The sequence below is a fragment of the Streptomyces roseolus genome (genome assembly GCF_014649855.1).
Classification (GTDB): domain Bacteria; phylum Actinomycetota; class Actinomycetes; order Streptomycetales; family Streptomycetaceae; genus Streptomyces; species Streptomyces roseolus.
This window is the reverse complement of record NZ_BMTV01000036.1, coordinates 17409-42214: the sequence shown is the minus strand read 5'-3', so window position 1 is coordinate 42214 and position 24806 is coordinate 17409. Positions and strand designations below refer to the sequence as shown.

General features: G+C 74.7%; 20 protein-coding genes. 15 read left to right on the top strand and 5 right to left on the bottom strand.

Going from position 1 to position 24806, the window contains the following annotated elements; genetic code table 11:
- Position 1 precedes the first annotated feature (1 nt).
- The 15 genes from asnB (at position 2) to IE245_RS31885 (ending at position 19101) form a co-directional block, all read left to right on the top strand.
- The gene (gene asnB, locus IE245_RS31955; protein ID WP_189954052.1) at positions 2–1936 is read left to right on the top strand and encodes an asparagine synthase (glutamine-hydrolyzing); all 1935 of its coding nucleotides are present in this window, start codon (positions 2–4) and stop codon (positions 1934–1936) included.
- A gap of 56 nt (positions 1937–1992) precedes the next feature.
- Positions 1993–4227: a bi-domain-containing oxidoreductase gene (locus tag IE245_RS31950; protein ID WP_189954049.1), complete on the top strand. Its 2235-nt coding sequence runs from the start codon at positions 1993–1995 to the stop codon at positions 4225–4227.
- A gap of 92 nt (positions 4228–4319) precedes the next feature.
- Complete coding sequence (locus tag IE245_RS31945) at positions 4320–6302, top strand: heparinase II/III family protein (protein WP_189954047.1); 1983 nt, start codon at positions 4320–4322, stop codon at positions 6300–6302.
- Between the two features lie 66 nt (positions 6303–6368).
- On the top strand, positions 6369–7589 hold the full coding sequence (locus IE245_RS31940; protein WP_189954045.1) for an O-antigen ligase domain-containing protein: 1221 nt from the start codon (positions 6369–6371) through the stop codon (positions 7587–7589).
- A 7-nt stretch (positions 7590–7596) separates the two neighbouring features.
- Positions 7597–8805 (top strand): glycosyltransferase, encoded by a 1209-nt coding sequence (locus IE245_RS31935; protein WP_189954043.1) that lies wholly within the window; start codon positions 7597–7599, stop codon positions 8803–8805.
- The gene (locus IE245_RS31930) at positions 8805–10040 is read left to right on the top strand and encodes a class I SAM-dependent methyltransferase (RefSeq protein WP_189954041.1); all 1236 of its coding nucleotides are present in this window, start codon (positions 8805–8807) and stop codon (positions 10038–10040) included. Before IE245_RS31935 ends, IE245_RS31930 begins: the two co-directional genes overlap by 1 nt.
- The gene (locus IE245_RS31925) at positions 10037–10831 is read left to right on the top strand and encodes a glycosyltransferase family protein (protein WP_189954039.1); all 795 of its coding nucleotides are present in this window, start codon (positions 10037–10039) and stop codon (positions 10829–10831) included. The genes IE245_RS31930 and IE245_RS31925 overlap by 4 nt, the downstream gene beginning before the upstream one ends.
- Positions 10828–11475 (top strand): PIG-L deacetylase family protein, encoded by a 648-nt coding sequence (locus IE245_RS31920; RefSeq protein ID WP_189954037.1) that lies wholly within the window; start codon positions 10828–10830, stop codon positions 11473–11475. Before IE245_RS31925 ends, IE245_RS31920 begins: the two co-directional genes overlap by 4 nt.
- 3 nt (positions 11476–11478) lie before the next feature.
- A complete protein-coding gene (locus tag IE245_RS31915) occupies positions 11479–12501 on the top strand; it encodes an NAD-dependent epimerase/dehydratase family protein (protein ID WP_189954035.1) in 1023 nt (340 codons plus the stop codon).
- Positions 12498–13772, top strand: a complete 1275-nt coding sequence (locus IE245_RS31910) for a DUF4910 domain-containing protein (protein WP_189954033.1) — start codon at positions 12498–12500, stop codon at positions 13770–13772. The genes IE245_RS31915 and IE245_RS31910 overlap by 4 nt, the downstream gene beginning before the upstream one ends.
- A 5-nt stretch (positions 13773–13777) precedes the next feature.
- Complete coding sequence (locus IE245_RS31905) at positions 13778–15076, top strand: MATE family efflux transporter (RefSeq protein WP_189954031.1); 1299 nt, start codon at positions 13778–13780, stop codon at positions 15074–15076.
- A complete protein-coding gene (locus tag IE245_RS31900; protein ID WP_189954029.1) occupies positions 15073–16020 on the top strand; it encodes a glycosyltransferase family 2 protein in 948 nt (315 codons plus the stop codon). Before IE245_RS31905 ends, IE245_RS31900 begins: the two co-directional genes overlap by 4 nt.
- Positions 16017–17219 carry a polysaccharide pyruvyl transferase family protein gene (locus IE245_RS31895; protein WP_189954027.1) on the top strand — a complete coding sequence of 401 codons (1203 nt, stop codon included), beginning with the start codon at positions 16017–16019 and terminating at the stop codon, positions 17217–17219. The genes IE245_RS31900 and IE245_RS31895 overlap by 4 nt, the downstream gene beginning before the upstream one ends.
- Complete coding sequence (locus tag IE245_RS31890) at positions 17216–17767, top strand: dTDP-4-dehydrorhamnose 3,5-epimerase family protein (RefSeq protein ID WP_189954025.1); 552 nt, start codon at positions 17216–17218, stop codon at positions 17765–17767. Before IE245_RS31895 ends, IE245_RS31890 begins: the two co-directional genes overlap by 4 nt.
- Positions 17768–17775: 8 nt before the next feature.
- Positions 17776–19101: a glutamate-1-semialdehyde 2,1-aminomutase gene (locus tag IE245_RS31885; protein ID WP_189954023.1), complete on the top strand. Its 1326-nt coding sequence runs from the start codon at positions 17776–17778 to the stop codon at positions 19099–19101.
- 12 nt (positions 19102–19113) lie between these two features.
- Here IE245_RS31885 and IE245_RS31880 read toward each other — a convergent pair whose 3' ends face one another.
- The 5 genes from IE245_RS31880 to IE245_RS31860 form a co-directional block, all read right to left on the bottom strand.
- On the bottom strand, positions 19114–19779 hold the full coding sequence (locus IE245_RS31880; RefSeq protein WP_189954021.1) for a phosphatase PAP2 family protein: 666 nt from the start codon (positions 19777–19779) through the stop codon (positions 19114–19116).
- A 95-nt stretch (positions 19780–19874) separates the two neighbouring features.
- Entirely contained in the window at positions 19875–21314 is a 1440-nt protein-coding gene (locus IE245_RS31875; RefSeq protein ID WP_189954019.1) for a cellulose binding domain-containing protein, read from the bottom strand.
- Between the two features lie 67 nt (positions 21315–21381).
- Positions 21382–22953 carry a beta-N-acetylhexosaminidase gene (locus tag IE245_RS31870; RefSeq protein ID WP_189954017.1) on the bottom strand — a complete coding sequence of 524 codons (1572 nt, stop codon included), beginning with the start codon at positions 22951–22953 and terminating at the stop codon, positions 21382–21384.
- A 71-nt stretch (positions 22954–23024) separates the two neighbouring features.
- Positions 23025–23879 carry a carbohydrate ABC transporter permease gene (locus IE245_RS31865; RefSeq protein ID WP_189954016.1) on the bottom strand — a complete coding sequence of 285 codons (855 nt, stop codon included), beginning with the start codon at positions 23877–23879 and terminating at the stop codon, positions 23025–23027.
- Positions 23876–24805: a carbohydrate ABC transporter permease gene (locus IE245_RS31860; RefSeq protein WP_189954013.1), complete on the bottom strand. Its 930-nt coding sequence runs from the start codon at positions 24803–24805 to the stop codon at positions 23876–23878. Before IE245_RS31860 ends, IE245_RS31865 begins: the two co-directional genes overlap by 4 nt.
- Position 24806: the final 1 nt, after the last annotated feature.

The window sequence follows — 24806 nt, the reverse complement described above, 5'->3', positions numbered from 1 at the left end:
GATGTGTGGCATCGCGGGTACGTACCGGTGGCCGGACGGGAAGGCGGTGACCGACCGGCTCACCGAGACGCTGGCGCACCGGGGGCCGGACGGGGCGGGCCGGTACAGCGGTCGCGCCGGGGACGGCGAGGTGCACCTGGGGCACCGCCGGCTGTCCGTGGTCGACCTGTCGGAGACGGGCGCGCAGCCGATGGAGAAGGACGGCCTGGTCCTCACCTACAACGGCGAGCTGTACAACGCGCCGGAGCTGCGGGCCGAGCTGGCGTCGGCGGGGGTGCGGTTCCGGGGGACGTCGGACACCGAGGTGCTCCTGGAGGCGTGGCGGCGGTGGGGCACGGACTGCCTGCCCCGGCTGCGCGGCATGTTCGCGTTCGGGATCCTCGACGAGCGCAGCGGTGAACTCGTCCTCGTACGAGATCAGTTGGGCGTCAAGCCGCTGTTCCTGCTGCGGCGCGGCGAGGGCCTTGTGTTCGCGTCGGAGCTGAAGGCGCTCGCGGCGGTGAGCGGCGGATCCCTGGAGGTGGACCACGGGGCGCTGGTGGCCTCGCTGTTGTACTACTGGGTGCCGGACTCGCGGTGCGCGTTCCGGGAGGCGGAGAAGCTGCCGCCGGGGAGCTGGCTGCGGTGCCGTCCGGACGGGCGGGTGGAGCGCGGCCGGTTCTGGGACCTGCGGGAGGTCGCCGCCGAGGGGCGTGACCGGGCCCGCGCGGGAGAAGTGCCCGACCTCGCGGCCGTCGTCGAGGAGTCGACCCGCCGTCACCTGCTGTCCGACGTGCCGGTGGCGACCTTCCTCTCCGGCGGTCTCGACTCCAGCTATCTGACGGCGCTCGCCGCCCGTGACCGGCCGGGGATCTCCGCCTACACGATCGGCTTCCGCGCCGAGGACGCCCGGTTCGAGGCGATGCCGGACGACCTGCGCTACGCGCGGCAGGTGGCCGGCCGGTTCGGGGTCGAGCTGCACGAGATCGAGATCGCCCCGGACGTCCAGGAGCTGCTGCCCCGGATGACGTACCACCTGGACGAGCCGATCGGGGATCCGGCGGCGATCAACACCTTCCTGATCTGCTCGGCGGCCCGGGAGGCCGGGGTCAAGGTGATGCTGTCGGGGATGGGCGCGGACGAGCTGTTCGCCGGCTACCGCAAGCACCTGGCCAATCTGGTGGCGCTGCGCTACCAGCGGGTCCCCCGGCCGCTGCGGCGGGCCGTGTCCGGCGCGGTGGACCGGCTGCCGGTCGCCACCGCCCGGCGGGGTTACCGGTCGGTGCGGTTCGCGAAGCGGTTCCTGTCCTTCGCGGAGCTGCCGGAGGAGACGGCGTTCCGCCGCAGCTACACGCTGTACGACCGGGCCGAGCTGCTCGACCTGGTCGATCCGGACCTGGCCGGGGCGGTCGACGACGTGCTGGCCGAGCACGCGGACGTCTACCGGGACAACGACCTCGACGACTTCGTCAACCGGATGTGCCTGGGCGACACCCGGATGTTCCTGCCGGGTCTGAACCTGGCCTACACGGACCGGGCGAGCATGGCCGCGTCGACCGAGGTGCGGGTGCCGTTCGTGGACGTCGAGGTGGTCAGGGCGGCGTTCGCCGTGCCCGGCTCCCGGAAGATCGTCGGGCGGCGGGGCAAGGCCGTCCTGAAGGAGGCGGCGTCCTCGGTCCTGCCCCGGGAGGTCGTCCACCGGCCCAAGGGCCTGTTCAGCGCCCCGCTGCGGGCCTGGATGAGCCGGGACCTCGCGCCGCTGGTGCGCGAGGTGGTGCACGACGGCGAGCTGGTCCGCTCCGGACTGCTGCGGCGCGACGCGCTGCGGCGGCTCGTCGCCGAGGACGCCGCCGGGCACCACGACCACTCCAAGCACCTGTGGCACGTCCTGACCCTCGAGTACTGGTACCGCGGCGCGACCTCCGCGGCGGACCGTAGCCCTTCCCGCACCGCGTAGAGCCGGCGACAGCCGCGCAGAGCCACGAGAAGACGAGTAGAGACAAGAGGACCTCGGTGAAACAGGTAGTGCAGAACTACAAGAGCGGCGAGCTGGCGCTGCTCGACGTGCCGGTGCCCGGCTGCAAGCCGGGCGGGGTGCTCGTCCGGACCGCCTATTCGCTGATATCCACCGGCACCGAGCTGATGAAGGTCTCCGAGGCCGGCATGTCGATGGTCGGCAAGGCCCGTTCGCGGCCCGACCAGGTGGCGAAGGTCGTGCAGAGCGTCGCCGTCAACGGGGTGCCCGCCACCTACCGCAAGGTGATGGGCAAGCTGGACTCGTACACGCCGCTGGGCTACTCGCTGTGCGGGGTGGTCGATCGGGTCGGCGCCGGGATCGACGACGTGAAGGTCGGCGACCTGGTGGCCTGCGCGGGCAACGAGCACGCCCTGCACGCCGAACTGAACTGGGTGCCGAAGAACCTCTACACCCCCGTCCCGGACGGCCTCGCGCCCCGCGACGCGGCCTTCGGGACCGTCGGGTCGATCGCGCTCCAGGGCCTGCGCCAGGGCGAGCCGCGGCTCGGCGAGGTGGCGCTGGTCATCGGCCTCGGGCTGATCGGCCAGCTGCTCGCGCAGCTGCTGACCGCGGCGGGCGTCCGGGTGGTCGGCGTCGACCCCGACCCGGAGCGGTGCGCGCTCGCCGAGCGGCTCGGCGCGGCGGCCTGCGGCGACCCGGACTCGGCGGCGGTGGCGCACGCGGTCGCCGAACTGACCGCCGGACACGGCGTGGACCAGGTGTATCTGGCGGCCGGCGGGAGCAGCAACCAGCCGGTGGAGCTGGCCGCCCGGCTGTCCCGGGACCGGGGCCGGGTCGTCGACATCGGCAAGTGCCGCCTGGACCTCCCGTGGAACGCGTACTACGAGAAGGAGCTCGACGTCCGGTTCTCCCGGAGTTACGGCCCCGGGCGCTACGACCCGGAGTACGAGCTGGAGGGCCGCGACTATCCGATCGGCCACGTCCGCTGGACCGAGCGGCGGAACCTCGCCTGCTTCCTCGACCTGGTCGCCCGGGGGCGGGTCTCCGTGGAGCCGCTGGTCTCCCACGTCGCCGACTTCGACGACGCCGTGGAGACGTACGGCCGCCTGAAGGACGGGGCGCTGAAGGCGGTGGCGGTGCTGTTCCGGTACCCCGACGGGACGGCGGCGGAGGCCGTCGACGGGGCCCCGGCCGGGACGGCGGTGACGGCCGTGCCCACGGTGACGGTGCCGTCGGTGACGGTGCCGTCGGTGACGCGTCCCGCCGGTACGGCTCCCCCCGCCCGGGTCGCGGGGCGGCCGGTGCGGCTCGCGTTCGTCGGCGCGGGGAACTACGCCTCCTCGATGCTGCTGCCGCACCTGACCGGCCGCGAGGGCGTCGAGCTGTCGGCGGTCGTCACCACGACGGCGCTGTCCGCGGCGAACGCGCAGCGGAAGTTCGGCTTCGCCCGGGCCACGACCGACCTGGACGCCGTCCTCGGCGACCCGGCCGTCGACGCGGTGTTCGTCGTCACCCGCCACAGCTCGCACGCCGGCCTCACCCGGCGGGCGCTGCTCGCCGGCAAGGCGGTCTTCGTGGAGAAGCCGCTGGCGCTCACCGAGGACGAGCTGGCCGGCGTGCTCGCGGCCGTGGAGGAGTCCGGCAACGACCGGCTCCAGGTGGGCTTCAACCGCCGGTTCGCGCCGCTGCTGCGGGAGGCCCAGGAGCGCTTCGGCGCCCGGACCGGCCCGGCGAGCCTGCGCTACCTCGTGAACGCGGGCCGCCTCGACCACGGCAGCTGGTACCTCCGGGCGGGCTCCGAGGGCTCGCGGTTCACCGGCGAGGGCGGCCACTTCGTCGACACGGCGAGCCGGCTGCTCGGCGCCGACCCGGTGTCGGTGTACGCGGTCGCCCCGCCCGGCAACGACGACCTCCAGGTGGTGCTCGGCTACCCGGACGGCTCCACCGCGACCCTGAGCTACGTCACGAGCGGCGCGCCCGGCTTCCCCAAGGAGACGCTGGACCTGGTCGCGGACGGCAGGGTGCTGCGGTTCGACGACTTCGTCCGCGCCTCGGTGTACGACGGCCGCAGGCGGTGGGTGAGTTCGCGGCTGCCGAAGGCGCGGGACAAGGGCCAGTCGGCCGAGCTGGCCGCGTTCGTCAAGGCCGTGCGGACCGGCGGCCCGATGCCCGTGCCGCTGGAGTCGCTGGTCGCCACCACGGCGGCCACCCTCGCCGTGCCGGCCTCCCTCGCCGCCGGCGTGCCCGTGGCGCTGGCGGGGGCCCGGTGACCGGGAGCACGGCGGCGAAGGGCGCGGGGACCACGGACGCGGGGTCCGCGGACGCGCGGGCCGGGAGCGCCGGAGGCAAGGGCGCGCGGACCATGAGCGCGGGCTGGTACCTGCGGCGGCTGTCCCGGATGGGTCCCCGGGAGGTCGGCGGCCGGGTCGGCGACGCGGTGCGCAGGCGGCGGTGGCGGTCGGCGCGACCGGAGTGCCCGGCCGTGACCGGCGCCCGGTTCACCGCCGTGCTGCCCGCCGGTGCCCTGGCGGCGGTGCCGCCGGACGCGGCGGAGCGGCTGCTCGCCGAGGCGGACCGGCTGATGGCCGGGCGGGCCGTGTTCTTCGGGGTGGCGCGCGACGACCTGGTCGCCCCGGACTGGTGGTACGACCCGAAGACCGGGCGCCGGGCGCCCTGGGGGTACGCCTTCGACGTGCCGTACCGGGACGAGGAGGCGGTCGGGGACGTCAAGCAGATCTGGGAGCTGTCCCGGCACCAGTACCTCACCGTGCTCGCCGCCGCCTACGCGCTCTCCGGCGACGAACGGTACGCGGAGCGGGTGGACGCGCACCTGCGGTCCTGGTGGGCGGCGAACGCGCCGCTGCGCGGGGTGCACTGGACCAGCGGCATCGAGCTGGGGATCCGCCTCCTGTCCTGGGTGTGGGTCCGCCGGCTCCTCGACGGCTGGCCGGGCGCGCCCGGCCTGTTCGAGGAGAACCCGGTGGCGCTCCGCCAGATCTGGCACCACCAGCGGTGGCTGGCGGCCTTCCCCAGCCGGGGCTCGTCGGCGAACAACCACGTCGTCGCGGAGGCCGCCGGACAGTTCGCGGCGGCCTGCGCCTTCGGCTGGTTCCCCTCCTCGGCGCGGTGGCGGGTCGACGCGCTGCGTTCCCTGGAGCGGCACCTGCGCGGCAACACCTTCCCCTCCGGGCTCAACCGGGAGCTGGCCACCGAGTACCACGGTCTGGTCCTCGAACTGGGCCTGGCGGCGGTGGCCGAGGCCGACACGGCGGGCGTGCCGGTCCCGAGGACCGTCCGGCTCGTGCTGCTGCGGATGACCGACGCGCTGGCGGCCGTCGTCGACGACCGGCTGCGGCCACCGCGCCAGGGCGACGCGGACGACGGCCACGGCCTGGTCCTCGACGGCCCGGGCACCGACCGCTGGGGCTCGCTGCTCGCCACCGGGGACGCCGTCTTCGGCCGGCTCCCCTGGTGGCCGGAGGCGCCCGGCACCGATGTCCGCACCCCGCTGCTGGCCGCGCTGGTCCGGCCGTACGGGAAGGGCGGCGCCGCACCGGCCGTGTCCCGGCCGCGGACCCGGCCGGCCCACTTCGCCGACGCGGGCCTGACCGTGCTGCGGGGTCCCGGCGGGATCTGGTGCCGTTGCGACGGCGGTCCGCACGGCTTCCTGTCGATCGCCGCGCACGCCCACGCGGACGCGCTGTCCGTGGAGGTGCGGCACGACGGCGTCGACGTGCTCGCGGACCCGGGGACGTACTGCTACCACGGGCAGCCCGAGTGGCGGAGCTACTTCCGGTCCACGCTCGCCCACAACACGCTCCAGTGGGACGGCGCCGACCAGTCCGTCTCCGGCGGCCCGTTCCTGTGGACCCGGCACGCCCGCACCCACGTCCTGGTCGCGGACGTCCCGGACGCCTCCGGCGGGAGGCCGGCCCGCTGGTGCGCGGAGCACGACGGCTACGAGGGCGTGGTGCACCGGCGCTCGGTCGAACTCTCCTCCACCACGGGAGAGTTGAGGATCCGTGACGAGGTGCGCGGCGGGCGCGGGCGGGTACGTCTCGCCTTCCACCTGGGTCCGTCGGTCGACGCCGAGCTGGTGGGGAACCGGGCGGTGCTCACCTGGTCGTCGCGGGAGGGCGAGGACCGCTCGGCGGTGCTCGACCTGCCCGGGGAGCTGTCATGGCGGGCGCACCGCGGGGAGAGCCGTCCGCCGCTGGGCTGGTACTCCGCGGGCTTCGGCCGCAAGGAGCCGGCCACCGCGCTGATCGGCACCGGCTCCGCCGCCGGCGCGGCGGGGTTCACCACCGTGCTCGGGTTCCACGGCCGGGGGGCGCGTGGTGAGTGAGGAGCGGCACCGGGCGGTGCCGGGAACACCACCGGTGGCACCCGTGGTGCCGGGCGGGGGGCGGGGGTGACCGCCGACCGCGTGCCGAGGGCCGCCGGGGCGGCCTGGGCACTGCTCGCCCTGAACACGCTCGGCTCCGCCGGGGCGAAGACCGTCGTCGTGATCCCCCGTTCCCTCATCCAGATGGTGACGATGGGGGCGCTGGTCGTCGCCTTCGCGCTCGCGCTCGCCGTCAACCGGCCGCTGCGCGTGCGGCCCAGCGCCTTCGTCTTCCTGCTCACCCTGCTGCTGGTGCCGAGCGTGATCGCCGGCCTGCACCTGGAGGTCGGGTTCGGCGCGCTGTTCCGGTGCGCCCGGCTGGCGCTGTTCGTCGCCACGCTGTGGCTGCTGACCCGCTGGTGGAACGGTGGCCTGGGCTTCGTGCGCCTGCACGTCCGGATGTACTTCGCGGTGCTGTGCCTGGTGGCCGCCGGGCTGGCCGTCGCGCCGGGCACGGCCCTGCCCGAGTACTACGGGGGGCGGCTCGTGGGGGCGCTGTGGCCGCTGACGCCGCCGCAGATCGGGCAGTACGCGGCGGTGGTCATCGGGCTCACCGTGCTGCTCCTGCTCGGCCGCCGGACGACCCTCGCCGGTGCGGCGGTGGTGGTCGTGCCGGCGCTCGTCCTGCTCGCGATGACCCACACCCGGACGGCGACGCTCGGGCTGCTCATCGGCCTGGTGCTGGCGGTCGGCTCGCTGTTCCTGACCAGTGCGGCGGCCCGCCGGGTCTTCGCCTGGGCGGTGCTGTGCGCCACGGTGGCCGCGGTGGTGTTCGGCTCCGCGCTGCGGGCGTGGTTCCTGCGCGGGCAGAGCCAGGAGAACTTCGCCAACCTCACCGGCCGGGCGAAGGTCTGGGACGCGCTGCTCGCGGCGCCCCGGACGGCCGGGGAGCGCTTCCTCGGCGCGGGCCTGGGCGACAAGTCCTTCGACGGGCTGCCGATCGACAACAGCTGGCTGGCCGTCTACCACGAGCAGGGCCTCCTCGGCGTGACGCTGGTCGCGGCGCTGCTCCTCGTGCTCGGCGGGGTGGCGCTGCTGCGGCCGCCGTCGCTGCCGAGGGCGTGCGCGATCTTCCTGATCGGTTACTGCGCGCTCTCCTCGTACACCGAGGTCGGTCTCGGGGACGCCTCGGCGTATCTGCTGCACCTGGCCCTGGCCGCCTCGCTGCTGGCGGCACCGGCCCCCGTCCCGGCCCCGGCGGCGGCCGAGCCGCCCGCCCGACCCGCCCCGCTGTGGGCGAGGAGGTGACCTGAGCATGCGTGTCCTCGTGGTGCACAACCGCTACTCCTCGGCGCAGCCGAGCGGCGAGAACAGGGTCGTCGACGAGGAGGTGGCGCTGCTGCGCTCGGCCGGCCACCGGGTCGGGCTGTTCGAGCGGCGCAGCGACTCGATCGGCTCCCGGTCGCCGCTCGGGAAGGCGGCGGTGCCGCTCCTCGTGCCGTGGAACCCGGCGGCGCGCAGGGAGCTGGCGGCGCGGCTGCGCGCCGAGCGGCCGGAGGTGGTGCACGTCCACAACGTCTTCCCGCTGCTGTCGCCGTCGGTCCTCGCCGCCTGCGCCGACGCCGGCGTGCCGGTGGTCGCCACGCTGCACAACTACACGCAGGTGTGCCCGCCGGGCACCCTGCACCGGGACGGGCGGGCGTGCGGCGACTGCGTGGGACCGACGGTGCCGCTGGCCGCCGTCCGGCACGGCTGCTACCGGGACTCGCGCCTGGCGACGGTGCCGCTCGCGGTCGGTCTGGCGGTCAACCGGCGCCGCTGGTGGTCCGGTGTGGAGCGCTTCCTGTGCATCTCGGCGGCGCAGCGGGAGGTGCTGGTGCGGTCCGGCATGCCGGCCGAACGGATGGTGGTGAAGCACAACTTCGTGCCGGACCCGGGCACGGTCCGCACGGGCCCCGGCCGGCACGTGCTGTTCCTCGGCCGGCTGACCGAGGCCAAGGGGGTACGGCTCCTGATGGCCGCGTGGGAGGAACTGGCGGCGGACGGCGGGGTGGGCGTGCCGCTGGTGATCGCCGGGGCGGGGCCGCTGGACCGGGAGGTGGCGGCCTGGGCGGAGGGCCGGGAGGACGTGCGGTTCGTCGGCCTGTACGACCCGGCGCGGGTCCGGGAGGCGGTGGCCGCCGCGGTGGCGGTGGTGGCGCCGTCGGAGGCCCGGGAGACCTTCGGCCTGGTGGCGGCGGAGGCGATGGCGGCCGGGGTGCCGGTGGTGGCCGCCGGCCACGGCGGGCTCTCGGAGCTCGTCGAGGACGGGGTGACCGGGCTGCTGCACCGCCCGGGCGACGCCGGCTCGCTGGCGTCCCTGGTGCGCCGGATCGCCGCCGACGCCGGACGCAACGCGGAGATGGGCCGGGCGGCCCGGCGCCGCTACGAGCGGTTCTTCAGCCCGGCGGTCGGTCTGGAGCGCCTGGTGGAGGAGTACCGCGCCGCGATCGCGGGGCGGACGGAATCGATGGGGGGCAGTTGATGACACGATGCCGACTCTGCGGCTCGGCGGCGCTGGTGAGCGTCGTCGACCTGGGGGCGACCCCGCCGTGCGAGAGCTTTCTCGCCGCGGACCGGCTGGACCTGCCGGAGCCCGCGTACCCGCTGCACCTGCGGGTGTGCGCCGAGTGCCGGCTCGCGCAGCTCCCGCCGCTGATCACGCCGGAGGAGACGTTCACGGAGTACGCGTACTTCTCCTCGTACTCGACGTCCTGGGTGGAGCACGCGCGGACCTTCGTGGCGGGCGCGGTGGAGCGGCTCGGGCTCGGCCCGGACGCGTTCGTCGTCGAGGTGGCGAGCAACGACGGGTACCTGCTGAAGCACGTGGTGGAGCGGGGGATCCGCTGCCTCGGCATCGAACCGTCGGTGAACGTGGGCGCGGCGGCGCGGGAGGCGGGCGTGCCGACGCTCACGGAGTTCCTGTCGCCGGGCACCGGTGCGGCGGTGCGCGCCGAGCACGGGCCGGCGGACCTGGTCGTGGCGAACAACGTGTACGCGCACATCCCGGACGTCGTCGGGTTCACCGAGGGGCTGCGGGCGCTGGTCGCCGACGACGGCTGGGTGTCGATCGAGGTGCAGCACCTGCTGACCCTGATCGAGGAGAACCAGTACGACACGATCTACCACGAGCACTTCCAGTACTACACGGTGGAGTCGGCGGCCCGGGCGCTCGCGAGCGGCGGCCTGACGCTGGTGGACGTCGAGCTGCTGCCCACGCACGGCGGCTCGGTCCGGCTGTGGGCCCGCCCGGCGGAGGCGGCCGGCGAGCCGGGCGACCGGGTGGCGGAGGTCCTCGACCGGGAGAAGGCCGCCGGGCTCCACGAGCTGTCCGGGTACGCGCGGTTCTCCGAGCGGGTGGCGAAGGTGCGCAGGGACCTGCTGCGGTTCCTGATCGAGGCGGCCGAGCGGGGCGAGACGGTCGTCGGCTACGGCGCCCCCGGCAAGGGCAACACGCTGCTCAACCACTGCGGCATCCGGCCTGACCTGCTCCCGTACACGGTCGACCGCAACCCCTACAAGCACGGCAGGTTCACCCCGGGCACCCGGATCCCGGTCCTGCCGCCCGAGCGGATCGCCGCCGACCGGCCGGACTACGTGCTCGTCCTCCCGTGGAACCTGCGGGACGAGCTGGTCGAGCAGCTGTCCTACGTGCACGAGTGGGGCGGCCGGCTGGTCTTCCCCATCCCGGAACTGAGCATCGTCGAGGTGACGCGATGAAGGTCGTCCTGTTCTGCGGCGGTTACGGGCTGCGCATGCGCGCCGGGGCCTCCGACGACGTGCCCAAGCCGATGGCGATGGTCGGCCCCCGGCCGCTGATCTGGCACGTCATGCGGTACTACGCGTACTACGGGCACACCGAGTTCATCCTGTGCCTCGGCTACGGCGCGCACCACATCAAGGAGTTCTTCCTCAGCTACGAGGAGACGACCTCCAACGACTTCGTGCTGCGGGGCGGCCGGACCGAGCTGCTCACCACCGACATCGCCGACTGGACGATCACCTTCGCGCAGACCGGCATCGAGTCGCCGATCGGCGAGCGGCTGCGCCGGGTCCGCCACCACCTGGACGGCGACGAGATGTTCCTCGCCAACTACGCGGACGTGCTCACCGACGCCCCGCTGCCGGAGATGATCGACCGCTTCGCGCGGCGGGACGCCGGCGCGTCGATGATGGTGGTGCCGCCGCAGTCGTCGTTCCACTGCGTGGACCTGGGCGAGGACGGCCTGGTCGGGGGCATCACCCCGGTGAGCGAGCTGCCGCTGTGGGAGAACGGCGGCTACTTCGTGCTCCGGCAGGAGGTCTTCGACCACATACCGGAGGGCGGGGACCTGGTCGCCGACGGCTGCGCCGGCCTGGCCAAGGAGGGCCGGCTCGTCGCCCACCGGCACCGCGGGTTCTGGAAGCCGACGGACACGGTGAAGGAGCGGGCGGCGCTCGACGAGGCCTACGCCCGGGGCGACCGGCCGTGGGCCGTGTGGGAGCGGGACCGCGTGGGAGCGCGGGCGTGATCCGGCTGGGGGCCGGGCCCGTGGAGCGGGTCGCCGCGGTCGGCGCGCACTGCGACGACATCGCGATCGGCGCGGGCGGCACGCTGCTGACGGTCTGCCGGGCCCGGCCGGGCGTCCGCGTCGACGCGCTGGTGCTGACCGGCGGAGGCGGTGAGCGGGAGGCGGAGGAGCGGGCCGCGCTCGCCGCCTTCTGCCCGGACGCCGACCTGCGGCTGACCGTGCTGAAGCTGCCGGACGGCCGGCTGCCCGCCCACTGGGACGAGGCCAAGGCGGCGGTGGAGGAGCTGCGGGCGGGGACGGAGCCGGACGTCGTCCTCGCCCCGCGGACCGCCGACGCGCACCAGGACCACCGGGGCCTGGCCCGGCTGGTGCCCACCGCGTTCCGCGACCACCTCGTGCTCGGCTACGAGATCGTCAAGTGGGACGCCGACCTCGGCCGCCCGACGGCGTACCAGCCGCTGACGGCGGGGACCGCCGAGGAGAAGGTGCGGCTGCTGCAGGAGCACTACCCCTCGCAGGGGCACCGGCCCTGGTACGACCGGGAGGCCTTCCTCGGCCTGGCCCGGATCCGCGGCATCGAATGCCACGCGCGCTACGCGGAGGCCTTCGACGTCACCAAACTCACTCTCGACCTGGGGGAATGAATCGTGCGCGTACTGCTGACCGGACACCAGGGCTACCTGGGCACCGTGATGGCCCCGGTCCTGGCGGCCGCCGGGCACGAGGTCGTCGGCCTGGACGCCGGCCTCTTCGCCGACTGCGTCCTGGGCCCGGCGCCCGCGGACCCGCCCGGGCACCGGGTGGACCTGCGCGACGTCACGGCCGAGCACGTGGCCGGGGTGGACGCGGTGATCCACCTGGCCGCGCTCTCCAACGACCCGCTCGGCTCGCTGGCGCCGGAGCTCACCTACGACATCAACCACCACGCCTCGGTGCGCCTCGCCCGGCTGGCCCGCGACGCCGGCGTGCGGCGCTTCCTGTACGCGTCGACGTGCTCGGTGTACGGCGCGGCCGGCGGCGACGGACTGGTCGGCGAGGACGCGCCGCTGCGCCCGGTGACGCCGTACGCGGAGTCCAAGGTGCGCGTCGAGGACGACCTGCACGCGCTCGCGGACGGCGACTTCAGCCCGGTGTACCTGCGCAACGCCACCGCCTTCGGCTTCTCGCCCCGGCTGCGCGCCGACATCGTCCTGAACAACCTGGTGGGGCACGCGCTGCTGTCCGGCGAGGTCCTGGTGCTCTCCGACGGCACCCCGTGGCGTCCGCTGGTGCACGCCGAGGACATCGCCCGCGCGTTCGCGGCGGCCCTGACGGCCCCCCGGGAAGCCGTGCACGACCGGGCGTTCAACATCGGCGGCGAGGGCAACAACGTGACGGTCGCCGAGATCGCCGAGCAGGTCGCCGAGGCGGTGGAGGGCTCGAAGGTGGTGATCACCGGGGAGACCGGCGCCGACCCGCGCTCGTACCGGGTGGACTTCTCCCGCTTCCGGGCGGCCGTCCCCGGCTTCGACTGCGCGTGGTCGGTGAAGCGCGGCGCGCTCGAACTCGCCGACGCCTACCGCGCACACGGCCTGGGCCGCGAGGCCTTCGAGCGGCGCTTCACCCGGCTCGCGGTGCTGCGCGCCTCCGCCGAGGCCGGGGCCGTCGACGACACCCTGCGACGTCGATGACGACGCCGGGCGAGGAGATGCACGCCCTGGTGGAGCGGCTGTACCCGCTGTGCCGGAGCATCACCGGCGACGGGGTGCGCGCCACCCTGGACGTCGTGGGCGAGTACGTCCCGCTGCGGGTGCACGAGGTGCCGACCGGGACGCGGGTGCTCGACTGGACGGTGCCGCAGGAGTGGAACATCAGGGACGCGTACGTGGCCGACGCCACCGGCCGGCGGGTCGTCGACTTCGCCGCGTCCAGCCTCCACGTGCTCGGCTACAGCGTGCCGGTCGCGGCGACGATGCCGCTGTCCGAGCTCCGCGGCCATCTGCACACCCTGCCGGACCAGCCGGACCTGGTGCCGTACCGGACCAGCTACTACACGCCGGAGTGGGGCTTCTGCCTGTCCCAGAACACCCTGGACGCCCTGCCGGACGGCCCGTACGAGGTGCGGATCGACTCCACGCTCGCCGACGGGCACCTCACCTACGCCGAGCACGTGGTCCCCGGCCGGGTCGCCGACGAGGTGATCGTCTCCAGTCACGTCTGCCACCCGGCGCTCGCCAACGACAACCTGGCCGGGATCGCCGTGGCGGTCTTCCTCGCCCGGGCGCTCGCGGAGGGGACGCCGCACTACACGTACCGGTTCGTCTTCGCGCCCGGCACCATCGGCGCCATCACCTGGCTGGCCCGCAACGCGGAGCGGATCGAGCGGGTGAAGCACGGCCTCGTGCTGGCCTGCGCGGGCGACCGGGGCCGGCTCACGTACAAGCGGAGCAGGCGCGGCGACGCGGAGATCGACCGGGTGCTCCGGCACGTCCTGGAGACGTCCGGACGCCCGCACGGGATCGTCGACTTCGCGCCGTACGGCTACGACGAGCGGCAGTACTGCTCCCCCGGCTTCGACCTCGGGGTCGGCTCGCTCAGCCGGACGCCGTACGGCGGCTATCCCGAGTACCACACCTCGGCGGACGACCCGGACTTCGTCTCCCCGGAGGCCATGGAGGACACCCTCGCGGTCTGCCGGGAGGCGTTCGCGGTGCTCGACCGCAACCGGCGGTACGTCAACCTCAGCCCGTACGGCGAACCGCAGCTCGGCAGGCGCGGGCTGTACGACTCGCTCGGCGGGCGCAGCGACGCCAAGGAGGCGCAGCTCGCGATGTTGTGGGTGCTCAGCCTCTCCGACGGCGGACCGAGCCTGCTGGACGTGGCCGAGCGGTCCGGGCTGCCCTTCGACACCGTCGCCACCGCGGCCGAGGCGCTGCGCGACGCCGGGCTGATCAAGGCGTGAGGCCGGTGACCACCGAGGAGGGGAAGGCGGCGGAGGCGGCCCCGGCGGGGCGCTCCGGCCGGCGGGCGCTCGCCGGCCGGCTGTCCTGGGGCCTCGCCGACCAGGCGGCCTCCAGCATGACCAACTTCGCGGTGGGCGTCTACGTGGCCCGCTCGCTCGGCCTCGCCGCCTTCGGCGTGTTCAGCCTGGCGTGGGTGACGTACGGCGTGGTCCTCAACGTCTCCCGGGGCATCGCCACCGATCCGCTGGTGGTGCGCTTCAGCGCGGTGCCGGCGGCGTCCTGGCGGGCCGCCGCGGCCCGTTCGTCGGGCGCCGCGCTGGGCGTCGGCGCCGCTGTCGGCGCGGTGTGCCTGGCGGTCGGGCTCGCCCTGGGCGGCGGCACGGGCGCGGCGTTCGCGTGCCTGGGGGTCGTGCTGCCCGCGCTGCTGCTCCAGGACGCCTGGCGGTTCGCGTTCTTCGCCGCCGGCCAGGGCCGCAAGGCCTTCGTCAACGACGTGGTGTGGGGCGTCGCGCTCGTCCCCGCCCTGGTGGTGGCGGCCCGGGTGGGCGGCGTGGCCGCCTTCCTGCTGGCCTGGGGCGGGTCGGCCGCCGTCGCCGCGGCGTACGGCTGCCTCCAGTCCGGCGTGCGGCCCCGGCCGGGCGCGGTGCGCGGCTGGCTGCGCGAGCAGAGCGACCTCGGCGGCCGGTACCTCGTCGAGAACGTCAGCCTCAGCGGCGCGGGCCAGCTGCGGGCGTACGGGCTCGGCGCGCTCGCCGGGGCGGGCGCGGTGGGCGCGGTCCGGGGCGCCGAGCTGCTCCTGGGGCCGTTCCTCGCCGTGCTGATGGGCCTGTCGCTCGTCACGGTCGCGGAGGCGGCGCGGGTCCTCGACCGGACGCCGCACCGGCTCGGCCGGTTCTGCCTGCTGCTCGGCGGCGGGCAGGCGGGCGCGGCGCTGCTGTGGGGCGCGGCGCTGCTCCTGGTGCCGGACCGGGCGGGCGCGCTGGTGCTCGGCGACGTCTGGCACTCGGCCGCGCCGCTCGTCGTCCCGGCCGCCCTCGGGGTCGCGGGCGCCGGCCTCGGCACCGGCGCGGCCGCCGGGCTGCGCGCGCTCGGCGCGGCCCGGCGCGGTCTGCGCGCCCAGCTCTTCGCCTCCTCCTGCTACGCCGCCGGCGGGCTCGGCGGCGCGGTGGCGGGCGGCGCGGTCGGCTCGGCCTGGGGCGTCGCCGCGGCGACCCTCGCCGGCTCGGCCGTGTGGTGGCTCCAGCTGCGGTCCGCCCTGCGTGAGCACGACCAGAAACCGATCCGTGAAGTGAGGACCTCATGACCGCCGTTCCCCGGCTCAGCATCGGCCTGCCCGTGTACAACGGCGAGGAGTACCTCGCCGAGTCCTTCGACGCCCTTCTCGGGCAGACGTACGGGGACTTCGAGCTGGTGGTCTCCGACAACGCGTCGACCGACGGGACCGAGGAGATCTGCCGCGACTACGCCGCGCGCGATCCGCGGATCCGCTACCTCCGGCTCGCCCGGAACATCGGTGCGGCGCCGAACCACAACCACGTCTTCACCGAGTGCCGCGGCGAACTGTTCAAGTGGGCCTCGCACGACGACCTGTACGCCAGGGACCTGCTGCGGCGCTGCGTGGAGGCCCTGGACGAGCGGCCGGAGGTGATCCTCGCCCACGCCGACCAGGCCGTCATCGACGGCGACGGCCGGGTGAAGGTGCCGTACGCGTACGGTCTGGCCACCGCCTCCCCGCACGCCCCCGAACGCTTCCGCAGCATGCTGTTCGAGCCGGGTGGCGACGACTTCTACGGCGTGATCCGCGCCGACGTGCTCCGCCGGGTGCGGCCGCACGACAGCTACCACCACGCGGACCGCACCTTCGTCGCCGAGATCGGCCTCAACGGCCCCTTCCACCAGGTGCCGGAGCTGCTGTACTTCCGCCGCGACCACCCCACCCGCGCCGAGCGGGCGAACCCCTCCAAGCGGGCCCGCTGCGTCAACCTGGACCCGCGCCGGGCGGGCCCGCTGCACCCGACGCCGCGGCTGCTCGCCGAGTACGTGTGGGGGTTCGTCGCGGCGATCCGGCGGGCCCCGCTCTCCTCCGCGGACCGGCGCGCCTGCTACCGGCACCTGGCGGACTGGGCGGCGAGCCGGGCCCGGCCGGGCGCCGGCGAGCGGGTGGAGGACCGCGCCCCGGTCGACCCGGCGCAGCTGACCGTCTCGGTCGACGCGCTGGTCGCCGGCCGCGAGGGAAGGCGGCGGTGACCCCCGTACGCGTCGGCGTGTTCGGACTGCTCGGCTCCGGCAATCTCGGCAACGACGGCTCGCTCGACGCCGTCCTCCGGTACCTGCGCGCCGCGCACCCGACGGCGGTCGTCGACGCGCTGTGCGGCGGCCCGGAGGCCGTCACGGCCCGGTTCGGCATCCCGGCGACCCGGCTGCACTGGTACCGGGGCGAGTACCGGACCGCGTCGCGGGCGGGCGCGGTCGCCGGGAAGGCGCTGGGCAAGCTCGTCGACGCCGTCCGCACCGCCGCCTGGGTGCGCCGGCACGACCTGGTCATCGTGCCGGGCATGGGCGTCCTGGAGGCCACGCTGCCGCTGCGGCCGTGGGGCTTCCCGTACTCCCTCTTCCTGCTCTGCGCGAGCGGCCGGCTCCTTCGGACCCCCGTCGCCCTGGTCGGGGTGGGCGCGGACGCGGTCGCCGAGCGGCCGACCCGCGTCCTGGTCCGCTGGTCGGCCCGGCTGGCCGCGTACCGCTCCTACCGGGACGGGCTGTCCCGGGACGCGATGCGGGCGATGGGCGTGGACACCACCGGCGACGCGGTCCACCCCGACCTCGCGTTCGCCCTGCCGGCGCCGCCCCCGGGCGCACCGCCGGGACCGGTGTGCGTCGGCGTCATGGACTTCCACGGCGGCAACGACGACCGGGCCAGGGCCGGGGAGATCCACCGCCGTTACGTGGAGGGGACGACCCGCTTCGTCCGCGCCCTGGCGGAGGAGGGGCGTCGGGTGCGGCTCCTCACCGGCGACGCCGGCGACGCGAGGGTGGTCGCCGCGATCCTCGACGCGGTCGACTCGCCGCTGGTCACCGCCGCGGAGGCGGCCTCGCTCACGGAGCTGATGGCGGAGACGGCGGCGGCCGAGGCGGTGGTCGCGACGCGTTACCACAACCTGGTGTGCGCGCTGCGGACCGGAACGCCGACGCTCGCGCTCAGCTACGCCGCGAAGAGCGACGCGCTGATGGAGGACATGGGCCTCGGGGCGTACCGGCACCCGGCGCGCGAGGTCGACGCCGGCCGGCTGCTCGACCGGTTCCACGCGCTGGAGGAGCACGCGGCCGAGGTGCGCCGCGTCCTCGCCGAACGGAACGGCGTCACCGCGCGCCGGCTCGACGCCCACTTCGCCGCGTTGTCCTCGTCCCTGTTCCCCGCCCCCGTCCCCACGTCCCGGAAGGCACGATGAAAACGACCCACGTCCCGGAGATCGCCGGCGCCCGCCTCTTCGAGCCGACGCCGCACACCGACGCGCGCGGCTCCTTCTGCCGCACCTTCGACGCCGAGGTCGTCCGCTCGGCGGGGATCGACCCGGACGCCTTCGTCCAGGACAGCCTGTCCCGTTCGGTCCGGGGCGTGGTGCGCGGGATGCACCTGCGCTCGGGCGCCGGCGAGGCGAAGCTGGTGCGGTGCTCGTACGGCAGGATCCTCGACGTCGTCGTCGACCTGCGGCCGGACTCGCCGACGTACCTCGGCCGGCTCTGTGTCGAGCTGTCCGGCGAGACGCAGGCGACCCTGTACGTCCCCGCCGGCTGCGCGCACGGCTTCCAGGCGCTGACCGGGCCCGCGGACGTCTCCTACCGGATCGACCGCCCGCACGACCCCGCCGAGGACGTGACGATCGCCTTCGACGACCCGGAGCTCGGCATCCCCTGGCCGCTGCCGGTCACCTCGGTGTCCCGGCGCGACCGGGAGGCCCCGGCGCTCTCCGACGTCCTGAAGCGGCTGGGGAGGTGAGGCGGCCGGTGGAAACCGAAGAGTTCGCGCTCCCCCGGTCGCGGGCGGCCAACGAACGCCTGCACGCCCTGGTCCCGGGCGGCGCGCACACCTACGCCAAGGGCGACGACCAGTACCCGGAGGACCTGGCGCCGGTCATCAGCCACGGTCGCGGCGCCCACGTCTGGGACGTCGACGGCAACCGGTACGTCGAGTACGGCTCAGGACTGCGGTCGGTCAGCCTCGGCCACGCCCATCCGCGCGTGGTCGAGGCGGTGCGGCGGGAGCTGGAGCGCGGCGGCAACTTCGTCCGGCCGTCCGTCGTGGAGATCGAGGCGGCGGAACGGTTCCTGGCCACCGTGCCGACGGCGGACATGGTGAAGTTCGCGAAGAACGGCTCGGACGCCACCACGGCCGCGGTCCGCCTGGCCCGCGCCGCCACCGGCCGCGCCCGGGTGGCCGTCTGCGCCGACCACCCCTTCTTCTCGGTCGACGACTGGTTCATCGGCACCACTCCCATGGCGGCGGGCGTTCCCGCCGCGACCACCGACCTCACCGTGCGCTTCCCGTACGGCGACCTGGCCGCCACGGAGGAACTGCTCGTCCGGTACGAGGGCGAGGTCGCCTGTCTGGTCCTCGAACCCGCCACCCAGACCGAACCGCCGCCCGGCTACCTCGCCGGTCTGCGCGCCCTGGCCGACCGGCATGGGTGCGTGCTGGTCTTCGACGAGATGATCACCGGTTTCCGCTGGTCGGAGGCGGGCGCCCAGGGTCTGTACGGCGTCGTCCCCGACCTGTCCACCTTCGGCAAGGCGCTCGGCAACGGCTTCGCCGTCTCGGCGCTCGCCGGCCGCCGGGAGCTGATGGAGCGGGGCGGTCTGCGGCACTCCGGTGAGCGGGTCTTCCTGCTGTCCACCACGCACGGCGCGGAGACGCACGCGCTGGCCGCCGCGATGGCCGTGCAGCGCACCTACACGGAGGAGGGCGTCACCGCCCGGCTGCACGCCCTCGGCGAGCGGCTCGCCGCCGGGGTCCGCGAGGCCGCGGCGGCCGCGGGCGTCGCGGACCACGTCGTCGTACGGGGCCGGCCCAGCAACCTGGTCTTCGCCACGCTCGACGGGGACGGGCGGCCGTCCCAGGAGTACCGGACCCTGTTCCTGCACCGGCTCCTGGCGGGCGGCGTGCTGGCCCCGTCCTTCGTGGTGAGCGGCGCCCTCGACGACGCCGACGTCGACCACACCGTCGAGGTGGTGGCGCGGGCGTGCGCGGTGTACCGGAAGGCACTGGACGCGGGCGATCCGACGCCGTGGCTGACGGGCCGGCCGGTGAAACCGGTCTTCCGCCGCCTGGCATGACCTGACAGAACGTCAGTCGACTTGTGCGTCAGGGGTGCCGGCGAGGCGGTCGATCGACCGGGCGACCACCGGGACGACCGCGAACGCGGTGCACCAGCCGCCGAGGACGTCGGTCGGATAGTGCGCGTCCAGCACGACCTGGGCCCAGCCCATGACGGCCCCGCCCGCCGCCCCGGCGGCGAGGACGAGCGACAGGCCGGCCGTCCGGCCGAGGCCGAGCCTGCCGCTCGCCACCAGTGCCACGACCAGCGCGAACGCGGTGAGGAAGGCGGTGTGCCCGCTCGGGAAGGCGAGGTACCCGCCGTGGATGGTCCGCCCCACGACGGGTTTGAGCAGGGTCGTCGCGGCCACGGACGCGCAGACCCCGCCCACGAGGAGCACGGCCGCGCGGGGCCACCGCGCCGCCAGGCACCCGAGCACCCCGACCGCGACCAGGGCCGCCGCCCCCACGGGCTCCCCCAGGAAGTCCGCGCCCTCGGCCAACTCCCGCCACGACGGCCCGGGGTCCCCCAGCAGGCTCCGGACCCGGACGTCGACCCCGCCGGGCCCGCCCGTGCCTCCGTACCACGCCCCGAGCACGGCCACCGCCGTCGCGGCGAGCCCCGCCACGGCCCCCAGCCGTCCCCGCACCGGCCCGGGCAGCACCGCCCTCCCCGGTCCCGCGTGGTTCCGTCCCATCGGGCTCTCCCCCTCCCCCGTCCCCGCCACCCTAGCCACCGTGCGGGCGGGGCGGGATCCGGTGCGGCGGATCCCGCCCCTCCGTCGTGCGTGGGTCAGGAGGCGGGGACCTCGTCGACGAAGGTGGTGCCGGCGGCGCGCAGGGCGGCGAGCCTGGCCGTCACCTGGGCCGGGGTGAGGACCTGGTCCTTGACGTGCAGGACGTAGTCGACCTGCTGGTCGTAGGCGCGCGGGGCGGTCGAGGGCTGGCCATTGAGGTCGATCAGCCACTGGTTGAAGTTGATGGACATGGGCCGCTCGGGGAGGTAGGCGGCGTCGTGGGTGCCGAAGACGGCACCGTCGACGTAGTAGGTGATCCGGCTGTTGTCGATGGTGACGACGAGGTCGTGCCAGCCGGCGAAGCTGGTGCGGCTCTCGCTGTGCTGGTTGACGGCCTGCCAGGGGTCGGGGTTGTAGGTCTCCCAGGAGGTCGTGTAGAGGATGTGGGCGGGCTCGCCCCAGCCGCCGTTGGGCAGGTACTCGAAGTCGTACTCGGCGTAGTCGTCGGCCATCGGGGCCTTGAGGTCGTTGATGGTGAAGAAGGTCTGGACGACGCGGTCGCCGTCCGGGCCGTACTTCGGCGCGTCGGAGAACTTCACCCGGGCCGCGTAGGTGCCGTTCCTGAACTTGGTGGCCTTGGTGAGGACTTCGGTGTGGGTGGTGGTGGCGCCGGTGCCCGCGCTGGAGGTCTCCAGGTTCATCACCGTGGTGCCGTTCTGCGTGGCGAAGGTGACCTTGGAGGGGTCCCAGGTGGCGCCGGGGACGCCGGGTCCGCCGGAGTTGGAGCGGACGCTCCAGCCGTGGGAGGCGAGGGCCGGGTCGGTGTGGGAGGTGTAGGAGAAGTCGTCGAAGAGGGTCGCCCCGCCGGCCGGCGGGTCGGTGGGCGGGTCCGTCGGGGTGGGCGGGTCGGTGGGTTCGTCGCCGGTCGGGGCGGTGCCCCAGACGGTGGTCCCGGCGATCCGGGCGGTGACCCGGGCCCAGTCGGCGTACGAGGTCTGGGCGCCGCCGAAGGAGTAGTCGTCGCCCTGGGTCAGGGTCTGCCAGTCCGTCCGGTGGAAGCGCAGCTGCATGTCGCCGGTGTCGGCGCCGGGGGCGAGGGTGCCGGCCGCGGGGGTGAAGCCGATCTCCAGGTAACGGTCGGCGGTCGCGGTGGGGCGGGCCGGGGTGCCGAAGGTGCCGGTGATCACCGAGCAGCCCTTGACGGCCCAGGAGCAGGCGAAGCGGTACGTGGCGGTCGGGGAGTCGGCCTTGAAGTAGTAGCGGACCTTGACCTGGCTCAGGTCCACGGCGGTGCTGCCGGTGTTGCGGACCTTGAGCCAGGGCTCGCTCTGGTCGGCGGTGGCGCCGGAGGCGCTGGTGCGGTACTGGACGGCGAGGCCGTCGCCGGGGGCGGCGGACGCGGGGGTGAGGGGCAGGGCGGCCAGGGCGGCGCTGCCGACGACCGCGGTCAGCGCGAGGGCCGCCCGGGTGCCGCGGCTGGTGGTGGGGGTACTCATCCGGCGGTTTCCTTCCGTTCGCTCCCGCCGGCCGGCGGGAGGGTTCGTGGGGTGGTGCGCGCACGCGTCACGCGGGGGCGGGCGCCGTCCGGTCCCGGAGGGCGTCGTGCGGGACGCCGAGCGCGGTGAGCCGGGCGCGGTGCCCGTCGAGCCGGGCGCGGAAGTCGGTCCAGTCGTGGTCCGGGCTCCACACCCGCTCGGCGAGGGCGCACAGGCGGGGGTAGGTGAGGTACTCGATGTGGTCGGGTGTGGGGACGAACTCGGTCCACAGCTGCGCCTGCGCGCCGAGGACCTTCCCGGCGGGTTCCGGCGCGCCGGGGGGCGGCAGCAGGTCGAGGTCGTACACGGTCCGCAGGTCGAGGCTGTGGCCCGGCTGGGCGGGGGGCTCGGCGGGACCGGGGCCCCGGGCGTAGTCGAGGTAGACGCGGCGGTGGTCGGCGTGGATGACGTCGTGCCCCCGGTGCGCCGCCGCCCAGGCGTGCTCCGGGGTGCGCCAGCTCATGACCGTGCAGTCCCGGGGCAGTGCGGCGCCGTCCTCGGCCCAGACGACGGGGCGCCTGCCGGCCCGCAGGACGTGGTCGGCCGTCCTCTCCAGGAACCAGCCGTGCAGGTGCCGGGGGCCGGGCAGTCCCTCCCGTGCGGCGCGGGCGATCGCCGCGGGGCTCGACTCCCATTCGGCGGTGGGGACCTCGTCGCCGCCGATGTGGACGTACGGGGAGGGGAAGAGGTCCATCGTCTCGTCGAGGACGGTGCGGAAGAAGTCGAGGACGTGGTCGCCGACGCCGAGCACGTTGGCGCAGACGCCCCAGTGGGTCCAGACGTCGAGGCGCCGTTCGGGGTGGTTGCCGAGCGCGGGGTAGGCGGCGAGCGCGGACCGGACGTGGCCGGGCACGCCGATCTCCGGGACGACCGTGACGCCCCGGGCGGCCGCGTGCGCGACGAGGCCCGCGAGTTCGGCGCGGGTGTAGGAGCCCGCGTGCGGGCGGCCGTCGAAGCGGTCGCTGCCGGCCGGGCCGACCATCGACTGGGCGCGCCGGCCGCCGACTTCGGTGAGCAGCGGGTAGGCGGCCACCGGCATCCGCCAGCCCTGGTCGTCGGTGAGGTGCAGCTGGAGCACGTTCAGTTTGTGCAGGGCGAGGAGGTCGACGAAGCGGTGGAGGTAGTCCACGGGCTGGAAGTGCCGGGCGACGTCGAGGAGCATGCCGCGCCAGCGGTGCGCCGGCACGTCGGTGATCTCGACGCCGGGCAGCTCGACCTCGCGCGCGGGCCGGCCGGCGAGGGCCTCGTACGGCAGGAGCTGGCGCACCGTCTGGACGCCGCGCAGCAGGCCGGCGGGGCGGGCGGCGCGCAGCAGTGCGCCGTGGGCGGCGACGGTGAGTCCGTACCCCTCCTCTCCGAGGCCGGTGAGCGCGGGGTCGAGGGCGAGGACGAAGGTGCCGTCCTCGGCGTGCTCCGGGCGCAGCCCGGTGGCGGGTGCCAGATAGTCGCGCAGGAGGTCGGCGGCCCGCTCGGCGCCCGGGGCGACGCGCAGGCGGGTGCCGGCGTCGAGGCGGAAGCGGCCGGGCCGGGGGGAGAGCCGGCCGGGGCGGGGGACGAGGGCGAGCTCGGGGCGGGGGCGGGCGGGGCGGGGCAGGTCCACGGGGTTCGTCTCCGGTGTTCTGCGGGGGCGCGGCGCGGAAGCGGCGGGGTGGTCGTGTCGTGTCGGCCCGGTCAGCCCTTGACGCCTCCGGCGGTGAGGCCCGAGGTCACATGGCGCTGGAGGGCGAGGAAGACGATCAGGGCGGGCAGGGCGAAGAGGGTGGAGGCGGCCATGGTCGCTCCCCAGTCGGTGCCGAAGGTGGTCTGGAAGGAGGAGAGCCAGACGGGCAGGGTGCGGCTGTCCTGTTGCTTGATGATGAGGAAGTTGGCGTAGGTGAACTCGTTCCAGGCGGTGATGAAGCCGAAGAGCGAGGTGGCCATCAGGCCCGGCGCGAGCAGGGGGAAGGCGATCCGGCGGAAGGCGCCGACGCGGGTGCAGCCGTCGACCTGGGCCGCCTCCTCCAGTTCGGGCGGGATGCCGGCGATGAAGCCGCGGAGCACGACCACCGTGAACGGCAGAGTGATCATGAAGTAGACGAGGGTGAGGGTGGGCAGCCGGTCGAGCATGTTCGTGTCGCGCGAGATGATGTAGACCGGGATGACGAGGGACTCCCACGGCGCCATCTGGGCGATGAACACGGCCAGCACGAACGGGCGGCGGCCCCGCCAGCGCAGTCGGGCGACGGCGTACGCGGCGCCGAGCGCGACGACCAGCGCGAGGAGCACGGCGCCGAGGGTCACCAGGACGCTGTTGCGCCAGAAGAGGGCGAAGCCGTCGGCCTGTACGGCGGTGCGGAAGTGGTCGAGGGTCCACTCCGCGGGGATCAGGCCGGGCTCGTACGACTGGATGTCGCGGGACGGCTTGAAGGCGGTCGCGACCATCCAGTAGACGGGGAAGAGGCAGAGCGTCACGGTCAGGACGGCCGCCGCGTACAGCGGGGTCCTGCGAAGGGCGCGCCCGGGGGCGGCCCTGCGGGTGGTGGTCACGGATGCTCCCCCTCCTGGCGGAACAGTCGGCGGAAGGAGAGGGCGAGGACGCCGCTCATGAGCAGGAGCGTGATCATGGAGGCGGCGGAGCCGAGGTCGTAGCGCTGGTGGGCGAGCGCGGTCTGCACGGCGTACACGGGCAGGATCGTCGTCGCGTCGCCCGGGCCGCCGCGGGTCATCACCCAGATCTGGACGAAGGCCTTGAAGGTCCAGATCACTTCGAGGGAGAGCACGAGCATGAAGATCGGCCGGACGAGGGGGAAGGTGACCGAGCGGAAGATCCGCAGGCCGCCGGCGCCGTCGAGCCGGGCCGACTCGTAGAGCTCCCCGGGGACGGTGGTGAGCGCCGAGTAGAGGGTGAGGGCGGCGAACGGCACCGACTGCCAGACGACGAGGACGACGAGGATGGTGAAGGCGGCGCGGCCGTCGGCGAACCAGGCGTAGCCCTCGAAGGAGCGGAGGCCGAGGTCGGTGAGGGTCTCGTTGACGATGCCGAACTCGGAGTGGAACAGCCACTGGAAGACGGTGGTGGCGGCCACGACGGGCACCGCCCACACCAGCACCAGCGAGCTGAGGACGACGGCCCTGCCGATCCGGCCGAGGCGTTCGGTCATCAGGGCGACCAGGGTCGACAGGACCATGATGGCGGCGACGTTGACGGCCATGAAGAGGAACGTGCGGCGGACGACGTCCCAGAAGACCGGGTCGGACAGCAGGGTCCGGTAGTTCCGCAGCCCGACGAACTCGGCGTCGCCGCGGATGAGTTCGCGCAGTCCGAAGTCCTGGAAGGAGATGAGCAGGGCCCGGCCGAAGGGGTAGAGCAGGAGGTAGAGCATCCCCAGGACGGCGGGGGCGATCAGCAGGTACGGGCCGGGGGCGAGGGGGCGGCGGGTGCGCCCCGCTCGCCGGAGGACGGGACTGGTCATC